This window comes from Psychrobacter sp. 1U2 (assembly GCF_051847575.1).
This window is the reverse complement of sequence record NZ_JBPYDC010001222.1, coordinates 1-661: the sequence shown is the minus strand read 5'-3', so window position 1 is coordinate 661 and position 661 is coordinate 1. Positions and strand designations below refer to the sequence as shown.

The following is a 661-nucleotide window of genomic DNA, read 5'->3' as shown; positions in this document are numbered from 1 at the left end:
CTGTCGGATTATTAGGATTACAAAGATAAAGTAAACTAATTCCATCAAACTCATCAGCAGCTTTTTGCAGATTCTGTAAGTCTAAATCATAATTTTCGGCCGTTAAAGGTATCTTGACTACCAAGGCGCCAATAGAATCTGCGTACATCTCAGCACAATCAAACGTTGGCACAGGAATTACCATTTGGAACTCTTTGCCCTCTTTAAATGCTTTGTGTTGCAGCATTTGAATGGTAGCTCGCATATTTTCAGTCGAGCCATTACCTAACGAGACTTGGTTTTCTGCCACATTATGCATAGTGGCAATTTTGTTAATGAGTGCAGCACGTGGATTGTCTGGATAACGAAAACCTGCACTTAGAGACTCTGTAACGGCCTGTTTGGCAGAATCTGACATGCCGAGCGAGTTTTCGTTCGCGTTTAACTCCAAAAATTTATTATTATGCATAGGAACGATACGCCTAAATATCAGTGGAAGATAAAATCAAATTTGATGATTGATATCATATTAAGTGGCATTTGGTATGATTACAAGTTTTCTAAACCCCAAACATTAGTTATTAGTTATATTTCACAGAAACCTTTCTACTTTCAAGCATTTAGCAGCCAATAAAAAAGGATAAATTGCAAAGATGCAACTTATCCTTTAACCGCTAAATAA

1 protein-coding gene is annotated in these 661 nt (G+C 36.9%); it reads right to left on the bottom strand.

Features of this window, described 5'->3' with window-relative positions; genetic code table 11:
- Positions 1-448, bottom strand: a 448-nt coding sequence (locus ACS8FD_RS21315) for an aminotransferase class I/II-fold pyridoxal phosphate-dependent enzyme (RefSeq protein WP_439277339.1), incomplete at its 3' end; no start/stop codon positions are given.
- Positions 449-661: the final 213 nt, after the last annotated feature.